Annotated in this window: 8 protein-coding genes; 5 read left to right on the forward strand and 3 right to left on the reverse strand. The window is 70.0% G+C overall.

What is annotated here, in order from left to right; all coding sequences use genetic code 11:
* Positions 1-37: 37 nt before the first annotated feature.
* On the reverse strand, positions 38-838 hold the full coding sequence (locus ACWD3H_RS44400) for an SAM hydrolase/SAM-dependent halogenase family protein (RefSeq protein ID WP_451959310.1): 801 nt from the start codon (positions 836-838) through the stop codon (positions 38-40).
* A 117-nt stretch (positions 839-955) separates the two neighbouring features.
* Here ACWD3H_RS44400 and ACWD3H_RS44405 point away from each other — a divergent pair, with 117 nt between their 5' ends.
* Positions 956-1270: a DUF3263 domain-containing protein gene (locus ACWD3H_RS44405; RefSeq protein WP_355563760.1), complete on the forward strand. Its 315-nt coding sequence runs from the start codon at positions 956-958 to the stop codon at positions 1268-1270.
* 179 nt (positions 1271-1449) lie between these two features.
* Positions 1450-2235 carry a trehalose-phosphatase gene (gene otsB, locus ACWD3H_RS44410; RefSeq protein ID WP_451959311.1) on the forward strand — a complete coding sequence of 262 codons (786 nt, stop codon included), beginning with the start codon at positions 1450-1452 and terminating at the stop codon, positions 2233-2235.
* Positions 2236-2281: 46 nt separating this feature from the next.
* On the opposite strand, the gene ACWD3H_RS44415 is transcribed toward otsB, so the two are convergent.
* The gene (locus ACWD3H_RS44415; RefSeq protein ID WP_451959312.1) at positions 2282-3451 is read right to left on the reverse strand and encodes an MFS transporter; all 1170 of its coding nucleotides are present in this window, start codon (positions 3449-3451) and stop codon (positions 2282-2284) included.
* Positions 3452-3524: 73 nt separating this feature from the next.
* Entirely contained in the window at positions 3525-4949 is a 1425-nt protein-coding gene (locus ACWD3H_RS44420) for an alpha,alpha-trehalose-phosphate synthase (UDP-forming) (protein WP_451959313.1), read from the reverse strand.
* Between the two features lie 350 nt (positions 4950-5299).
* Between ACWD3H_RS44420 and ACWD3H_RS44425 the strand changes: the two genes are divergently transcribed.
* The 3 genes from ACWD3H_RS44425 to ACWD3H_RS44435 form a co-directional block, all read left to right on the forward strand.
* Positions 5300-6793: a S1 family peptidase gene (locus ACWD3H_RS44425; RefSeq protein ID WP_451959314.1), complete on the forward strand. Its 1494-nt coding sequence runs from the start codon at positions 5300-5302 to the stop codon at positions 6791-6793.
* Positions 6794-6954: 161 nt separating this feature from the next.
* On the forward strand, positions 6955-7512 hold the full coding sequence (locus ACWD3H_RS44430; RefSeq protein ID WP_355569628.1) for an RNA polymerase sigma factor: 558 nt from the start codon (positions 6955-6957) through the stop codon (positions 7510-7512).
* A gap of 211 nt (positions 7513-7723) precedes the next feature.
* Positions 7724-9044 (forward strand): S1 family peptidase (locus tag ACWD3H_RS44435; RefSeq protein ID WP_451959315.1); only part of this gene is annotated, 1321 nt, incomplete at its 3' end.

Below are 9044 nucleotides of genomic sequence, written 5' to 3' on the forward strand. Positions count from 1 at the left end.
CCGGCGGAAATCCGTGGGCCGGCCGCCGACCCACATGTCATGGCGCGGGTGAGAGACGCACGCGGGCTCCCGGCGGCAGGCCCAGTCGTTGGGAGGCGTCGCCGGAGTTGATCGCCAGCGCGACCAGTCCGACCGAGTCGGTGAAGGCCACGACCTCCCCGGGAGGGACCGCGGTGAAGGACTCCCTGAACGGCACCGCGAGCCGCCATCCGCCCAGCCAGACCACCAGGGTGTCTCCCGGTGAGACGCCCAGCGTCACCAGGTCGGCGGCGCCGATCGACAGCTGGACGTTGCCGTGCCGGTTGACCGACAGCACCTCCCCCTCGGCATAGTCGTCCTGGACCGTCGAGGTGGGCGCGGGCAGCGAGATCAATCGGTTTATCGGGATCTCCGGCCCCAGTTCGGCTGGCTGCCGCCCGATCGCCAGATGCGCCGCGACGGGCGCGAAGAGGTCGCGCCCGTGGAAGGTCGGCGAGAGAGGAGGCAGGAAGAACTCCTCGTTGGACAGCTCGTAGGCGGCCCGCGCGCCTCCGCTGGTGTGGATCGCCCACGACAGCAGCCCGTTGTCCGGGCCCAGGAACACGTGGTCGCCGGCCTCGACCGCCACGGCCCTGCGCGAGCCGCTGGGATCCACCGCGGCGACGTGCACGCCGGGAGGCAGGTAGGTGATCGTCTGGGCCAGGATCGCCGCACCGCGCCGTACGTCTCCCAGAGGCACCAGATGGCACACGTCAATGATTCGCGACTCCGGAGAGATTCCGATGATCACGCCGTGACAGGCGGCGATATAGCCGTCTTCCAGTCCGTAGTCGGTGAGAAGGCTGATGACAGAGGTCACACTTGGTGACTGTACGGCTCCGCATCCGTCATGAACAGCGCGAAATTCCGGACTATTCTGACTTCGGGCCGCGTGTGCGCGGTGTCATCGCCATGTGCCCCGACCGAGGAGGAAGCCATGGACACCGAGCCGACCCCCGGTGACAGTGCCGGCGGCGGGGCTGCCCGAGAGCCCGCGTCGCGTGCTCTCACCGACAGGGAGCGGGAGTTGCTCGCCTTCGAGCGCCGGTGGTGGCGTCATGCGGGCGCCAAGGAACAGGCGGTCCGTGAGGCCTTCGACATCTCCGCGACGCGCTACTACCAGCTGCTCAGTGAGCTCATCGAGCTACCAGCGGCACTTGCCCACGACCCGATGCTGGTCAAGCGCCTGCGCCGGCTCCGTGAGACGCGACGGAGCGACCGAGCCGCCCGGAAGACGGGCTTTCGCCCCTGATGCTGGGTACGACCGGCCGGGCAACCGGCCGCGGAGGGTGGGACTGATGAGGCGCGCCCGGATTGGCCGAGAAGCCGGAAAAGATGGCTTGCGTTGCTGATCTCCGGGTACGACCGGTCAGGCGGGCGATCGCCGGAGGGCGAGGCCGATGAGACCGTGGAGACGGAGAGGAACCGGACATGACGGCGAACTCGCCCGACGGGCTGAAGGCGATCGTGGCCGACCCCGGGGGAGCGGTGATCGGGCTCGACTTCGACGGCACGCTGTCCCCGATCGTCTCCGACCCCGCGGAGGCCAGAATCCACCCTGGTGGGCCCGAGGTGCTGGCCAGGCTCGGCGGCCTGGTCGGCGCCGTGGTGGTCGTGACCGGCCGCCCGGCCGCCACGGCCGTCGAGTACGGCTCCCTGGCCGGCGTGCCCGGCCTGGTGGTGCTCGGACACTACGGCCTCGAACGCTGGGAGGCGGGCGCGCTGGCCGCGCCGCCCGTCCACCCGGGCCTCGACCTGGTCAGGGCGGGGCTCCCCGCGCTGGTCGAGGGGTGGGATGGGGTCAGGGTCGAGGACAAGGAGCGGGCGATGGCCGTGCACACCCGGCAGGCCGCCGACCCGTGGGCGACGCTTGAGGCGCTGCGTGAGCCGGTCGCCGCGCTGGCCGCCAAGGCCGGGATGGTGGTGGAGCCGGGCAAGTTCGTGCTGGAGCTGCGCCCGCCGGGGATGGACAAGGGGGTGGCGCTGAGCGCCTTCCTGCGCGAGCGGGCCGCCAGGTCCGTGCTGTTCGCCGGGGACGACCTGGGAGATCTCGCGGCGTTCGCGGCGGTACGAGCCTCCGGGTTGCCGGGGGTGACGGTGTTCAGCGGGTCGCCCGAGATCGAGGTGGAGGCCGACATCGTGGTGGACGGGCCCCCGGGGGTCCTGGAGCTTCTCAGCTCGATCGCCGACGCCATCGAGGGAGAGGCGCCCCGCTGAGCGGGTGAGGCCGCAGCCGGATGGGCGTTACCGCCGCCCCGCCCGCTCAGGCGCGCCTGCCGGAGCCGATCAGTAGCCCTCCGACGGCCAGCCCGATCAGGACCGGGACCATGAGGAACGCCTGCTGGGTGCCGAACCCGTCGGCCAGCGCGCCGAGCAGGAACGGCCCGCTTCCCACCGCCAGGCCGGCGAAGATCGAGGCCAGGGCCGAGGCCTGGTCCCGCCGCCCGCCGGAGGCGGCCAGCACCCGCGACAGCGCCATCGGGAAGTGCAGCGCGACCCCCAGCCCGGATACGGCCAGGCCCGCGTAGGAGAACACCGGGTCCTCGCTCAGCCAGAAGATCGCCCATCCGGCGGCGGTGACCAGGAGCGCCCCGATGAACAACACGGTCGGCGGCACCCGCAGGGCCAACTGCCCCCCGGCCAGCCGCCCCACCGCCAACCCGGCGGTGAACGCCGCGACCGCGGTCGCCGCCACCGCCGCGGGCAGTCCGGTCTGGTCGGAGAACAGCTTGGCCGCCCACAGGTTGAAGCAGAACTCCATCGCGACGCAGCAGAACAGCACGGCCCCGGCCAGGTAGAAGCGCCAGCCGAAGCGGGACCCGGCCTCCGGGGCGGTTCCGGCCGCCGCATCCTCCCGCTCCGGAATCCAGACGCGCCCCATGAGCAGCGCGAGTAGCACGGCCAGCACGGCGGGCACCAGTAGCGCCGCCCGCCAGCCGAAGGCGCTCTGCGCGGCGGCGCTGACCACGAAGGGGACCCCGATGCCGACGATCACGCAGACCGCGTTGGCCTCGCTGATCGCCGCCGGGCCCGCGGGACCGTGGTGGTCGTCGAGCGCGGCCATGCCCGAGTACAGGGTGATGGAGGCCATCCCGCTGGCGACGCCGTAGCCGAGGAGGGTGATCGGCAGCGTGGTGGGGCCCGCCGCGACCAGGAGCGTGCCGACGCTCATCCCGGCCAGTCCGGTCCAGGTGACGGCCCGGCGGCCGATTCTCCCGGTCAACCAGGGAAGGGCGAGGCCGGTGATGATGCCGCCCAGGGCCATCGAGGTCCCGTGCAGCCCGGCGACCGCCTGGGAGATGCCCTGGTCGATGCGGAGCAGTGGGAGCGCGGCGCTGAGGCCGTACAGATAGGTGGCGAAGACACCGAGCTGCAGGTAGATCAGCCAGGTCGCGCGGTCGCGGATCAGCCTGACGGGGGCGATCGCGGTCAATTCAGGCTCCCCGTAGGTAAAAAAATTAGATAGCCGCGAAAACTATCTCATGAGGGCCTGAAACTTCCCGTTCTTATCCGAGAGCGTCGAGCTGCTCGGCGAACCACCGGTGCGGCGGAAGCGCGGTCGCCGCCGTGGCCAGCAGGGCGCCCCTCCTGGCACGCTCGGCCTCGGGCATCGTCAGCCCCTCGTGTAGCGCGGCGGCCGTGGCCGAGACGTCGTAGGGATTGACGGTCACCGCGTGCTGGCCCAGCTCGGCGGCGGCGCCCGCCTCTCGCGACAGCACCAGCGCGCTGCCCGGCGACAGGATCGGCCCCTCCTTGGCCACCAGGTTCATGCCGTCGCGGATCGGGTTGACCAGCAGCACGTCGGCCAGCCGGTAGGCGGCCAGCGAGCGCGGGTAGTCGTCGTCGACGTTGAGGATCAGCGGGTCCCAGTCCTCGGTGGCGTACTCGTCCTCGATCTCCTTGGCGCAGCGCTGCACCGCCGCGGTGTACTCGCGGTATTCGGGCAGGTCGTGCCGGGACGGGTAGGCGAAGGCGAGGTGGGTGACCCGGCCGTGCCACTCCGGGTGGGCCGAGAGGAACTCCCGGTAGGCGACCAGACCCCTGACGATGTTCTTCGACAGCTCCGTCCTGTCGATCCGCACGATCAGCCTGCGGTCGCCCACCTGGGCGCGGAGCGCGGCCATGTGCGACTCCACGTCTGGCTCGGAGGCCCGTGCCCAGAGTGCCTTACCGTCCACGCCCAGGCTGTGCGTGCCGACCCGGGTGGTCCTGCCCTCGTGCGTGACCGTACGGCTCGCGCGCTCGACCCGGGCGCCGAGCACGGTCTCGCAGCAGTCCATGAACGCCCCGCCCCAGCGGGCGGTCAGGAAACCCGCGTGGTCGGCGCCCAGGATGCCCTCCAGGACCTCGGCCGCGACGTCGTCGGGGAGCAGGCTGAAGTATTCGGGCGGGGCCCACGGGGTGTGTGAGAAGTGGGCCACCCGCAGGTCGGGCCGCTCCCCCCTGAGCATGGCCGGAACCAGGCTCAGATGGTAGTCCTGCACCATCACCCGCGCCCCGTGCGGGGCATCCTCGGCCAGCGCCACCGCGAACGCCTCGTTGTACGCCTGGTACGACTCCCACTCCCTGCGGAACCTGGCGTCGAAATGCGGTCTGTTGGGGGTGTCGTACAGCAGATGGTGGACGAACCAGAGCGTGGAGTTGGCGACCGCGTTGTACGCGCGGTGGAAGGTCGCCGGGGGGATGTCGAGCATGCGCAGCGCCCCGGTCTCATAGCCCGCCTGATCGAGACGGCCGCCGGGCGCCAGCCGCACCGCTCCGCGGTCGCCGTCGGACAGCGCCGCGCAGACCCAGAGGACGTCGAGGTCCTTCGCGACCTCCGACAGGCCCGACACCAGGCCGCCCCCTCCCCTGCGCATGGACAGGGAGCCGTCCTCGGAGAGGGTGAAGGAGACGGGACCGCGGTTGGAGGCCACCAGGATCGCGTTCATCAGATCCCTTCGCTGGCTAGGGACACGCTTGTCCAGAAGATTAACCGGCGCCCGGCCGGGACGCCCTGCTCTTCGGGCCAAGGAAGAATGGCGTTTATTTAAGTGTGTCAGCTCTTGTCGGTAGCTCAGTTAGTACGTCCCGGTTTCATGACTTTCCGGGGATGGATCGGAAGCTCGGCGCCGCTGCCGGCACAGGTCGGTAGGACCGGAATCCGGCCCGGGGCGTTCCGGGGGGCGTCCGCGTGGCGTGTGGCTTTTGGGGGCTTAGGGGCAACGGCTGGATTAGGGTGGCGTTGCCCGTGGGGCGCTCTCCCCCTCTTGCTGTGGAAGCCGAGGTCGAGGAGGGATTCATGTCCCGCAGACATGTCGTCGCCACGGGCTGCGTGCTGGCGGTCACCGCGCTCACCCTGACGGGCGTGCCGGCCGACGCCAGGCCCCGGGCGAGGAGTGTGGTCACCGCGTCCGCCTGGAAACCGCCGTCGGGCATGCTGGAGGCGCTCCAACGCGACCTGGGACTGACCAGGCGGCAGGCCCAGGCACGCCTGCTCAACGAGGCCCGCATGATTCCGGTCGCGGCGCAGCTCCGCAGGAGGCTCGCCGACCGTTTCGGCGGCTCGTGGCTGATGGGAGCCGTTTCGCAGACCCTTGTGGTGGCCACCACCGACGAGGCCGACATCCCCCACATCATCGCGGCGGGTGCCCGGGCCGAGATCGTCCCCCGGTCGATGGCGGAACTCCTCCTGCTCAGGGAGAAGGCCGACGACGTGCTGCCCGCCAAGCCGCGCGTGGCGGGCGTGCGCTACGTCGACGCGAAGAGAAACAAGGTGGTCGTCCTGTCCGCGCAGCCCACGGTGGCCGAGAACCTCATCAAGGACGCGAATGTGGACACGGACGCGGTGAGCGTGGTGTCGTCCACCGAGCAGCCCCAGCCCCTCCACGATGTGCAGGGCGGCGACGCCTACTACATCGGTGTCGCGAGCCGCTGCTCGATCGGTTTCTCGGTGACCCGCGAAGCCCAGGCGGGTTTCGTCAGTGCCGGTCACTGCGGTAAGACGGGTGATGCCACCACCGGCTTCAACCGGGTGCCCCAGGGGACCTTCCAGGCGTCGGTCTTCCCGGGCAAGGACTACGCCTGGGTCGCGGTGAACCACAACTGGATGCCCAAGCCGGCGGTCAGCAACGGCATCGGCGGCACCGTGTCCGTCGTCGGCTCCAAGGTGGCCGTCGAGGGTTCCTCGGTCTGCCGATCCGGCTCGACCACCGACTGGCACTGCGGAGTCGTCCTGCAGCTCGATACCAGCATCACCTACCCCCAGGGTGCGGTCTCCGGGCTGACCCGCACGAACGTCTGCGCCGAGCCGGGCGACTCGGGTGGCTCGTTCATCTCGGTGGACCAGGCCCAGGGAGTCGCCTCCGGCGGCTCCGGCGACTGCACCTCGGGTGGCGTCACCTATTTCCAGCCGGTCAACGAGATCCTCAATGCCTACGGCCTGACCCTGGTGACCGACACGATCACCTCGCCGAGCACGGGCACCTGCACCGGCTACCCGAAGATCTACGTCGGTAATCTGGAGAGCGGTCAGGTCGTCTACCGGCCGAGCACCAGCTACTACCGGGCGACCGTCGCCGGTCAGCACCATGGCTGCCTGGACGGGGACGACGGCGTCGACTTCGACCTCTACCTCGAGAAGTGGAAGGGGACCGGTTGGGGCACCGTCGCCGTCTCGGACAGTTCGGGTCCCGACGAGCAGATCAGCTACACCGGCACGGCCGGTGCCTACCGCTATCGCGTGGTCTCCGTGAGCGGCTCCAGCCCCTACATCCTGGGGTTCACGACACCGTGACAACCGGTCCTGTGCTCCCAGCGGACCCGCTGGGAGCACAGCTAGGAGTGAAAATCACCATATTTCGGGTTCGTGTGCTTTTGTAACAAAGCCGAAGGTCGGCAACGGGGATCTCCGACCGTAGGATGTCCAGCGACCGCGACCGCTGATGGGGGCTCGTGATGGCGCTGGACGAGACGACCGAGGAGCTGGCCCGGGCGGCCGCCCAAGGTGACCACCGCGCGCTCGGCGAGCTGCTGAAGCGTATCGAGCCCGCGGTGCTCCGGCACTGCGGGCGCATCCTTCCCTTCCGGCAGGACGCGGAGGAGGCCTGCCAGGACACCCTGCTGGCGGTGGCACGCAACATCGGCCGCTTCGAGGGGCGCGCCAAGTTCAGCACCTGGCTGCACATCGTGACCGCCAACTGCGCCAGGACCACCTACCGTTCGCTGAAGCGTCGCGCCGCGGAGCAGAGCTCGGACGAGTTGCCGCTGCAGAAGCCGGACGTCGCCAGGGTGAGCGTGATCGCCGGGTCCAGGCTGGACCTGCTCGACGTGATGGAGGCCCTGGAGGCGGAGAAGCCCGATCTGGCCCAGGCACTGGTGCTGCGCGACATCTGCCAGCTCGACTACAACGAGGTGGCCGAGCAACTCCGCATCCCGCTGGGCACCGCCAAGTCCCGCATTCACCAGGCGCGCAAGTACGTCCAGAGCGCTCTGGGCGACGCCTACGGCTTCTGATCTCGACGGGTCCGGGGAACGGCCGAGCCGGCCCGGGGGTCGCCCCTCGCGAGAGTGAGGGCGCGCCGGCGAGGCGAGATCCCGATCGAAATCGTCTGCCGCGTGGCGTGTGGCTTTTGGGGGCCTTGGAGGCAACGGCTGGATTAGGGTGGCGTTGCCCGTGGGGCGCTCTCCCCCTCTTGCTGTGAAAGCCGAGGTCGAGGAGGGATTCATGTCCCGCAGACATGTCGTCGCCACGGGCTGCGTGCTGGCGGTCACCGCGCTCACCTTGACGGGCGTGCCGGCCGCGGCCGGACCGAAGGTGACGGGTGTTCCGGTCACCGCGCCCGTCTGGAAACCGCCGTCGGGCATGCTGGAGGCGCTCCAACGCGACCTGGAACTGACCAGGGAACAGGCCCAGGCACGCCTGCTCAACGAGGCTCGCCTGACGGGAGTGGCGGCGGAGCTCCGTGCGAGACTCGGTGACCGTTTCGGCGGCTCGTGGCTGATGGGAACCATCGCGCAGACCCTTGTGGTGGCCACCACCAACGAGGCCGACATCCCCCACATCATCGCGGCGGGTGCCCGGGCCGAGGTCGTCAAGCGGTCGCTGGCGGAGCTCGACAGGCACATAGACGGCCTCGACCAGTCGGTACCCGGTGCCAAGAACGAGGGAAGTGTCCGCTATGTCGATGCCAGGAACAACAGGGTCGTCGTCCTGTCGTCGGAGCCGTTGGTCGCGGAGGACCTCATCGAGGCCGCCGGCCTCGACACGGAGGCGGTGAAGGTGGTGCCGTCCACCGAGCGGCCCCGGCTCCTCAGTGACGTGCAGGGTGGTGACGCCTACTACGTCGGTGTCGCGAGTCGTTGCTCCGTCGGTTTCTCGGTGATGCGCGGGACCCAGGCGGGTTTCGTCAGTGCCGGTCACTGCGGTAAGACGGGTGATGCCACCACCGGTTTCAACCGGGTGCCCCAGGGGGTCTTCCGGGCGTCGTCCTTTCCCCAGAACGACTATGCCTGGGTCGCGGTGAACGCCGGCTGGAGCCCCAAGCCGGTGGTGAGCAACGGCGTCGGCGGTACCGTGCCCGTCGCGGGCTCCAGGCCGGCCCTGGAGGGTGCCTCGATCTGCCGGTCCGGCTCCACCACCGACTGGCACTGCGGTCTCATCCGGCAGCTCAGCGCCAGTGTCACCTACCCCCAGGGCACCATCCACGGCCTGGGCCGTACCAGTGTCTGCGCCGAGCCGGGTGACTCGGGTGGTTCGTTCATCTCGGTGGACCAGGCCCAGGGGGTCACCTCCGGCGGCTCCGGGGACTGCACCACGGGTGGCGTCACCTACTTCCAGCCGGTCAACGAGATCCTCACCGCCTACGACCTGACCCTGCTGACCGACAGCACCGCCAGCTCGTCGGGTGACATCTCCCCGGGCACCGCTCCATCGGGTAAGCAGGACTGCAGCGGCTACCCGAAGACCTACACCGGCACGCTGAACAACGGTCAGTCCGTCTCCCAGCCGAGCCGGTACTACCGGGCCGCCGTCGCCGGTACGCACT

The organism is Streptosporangium sp. NPDC002607, from assembly GCF_053592655.1.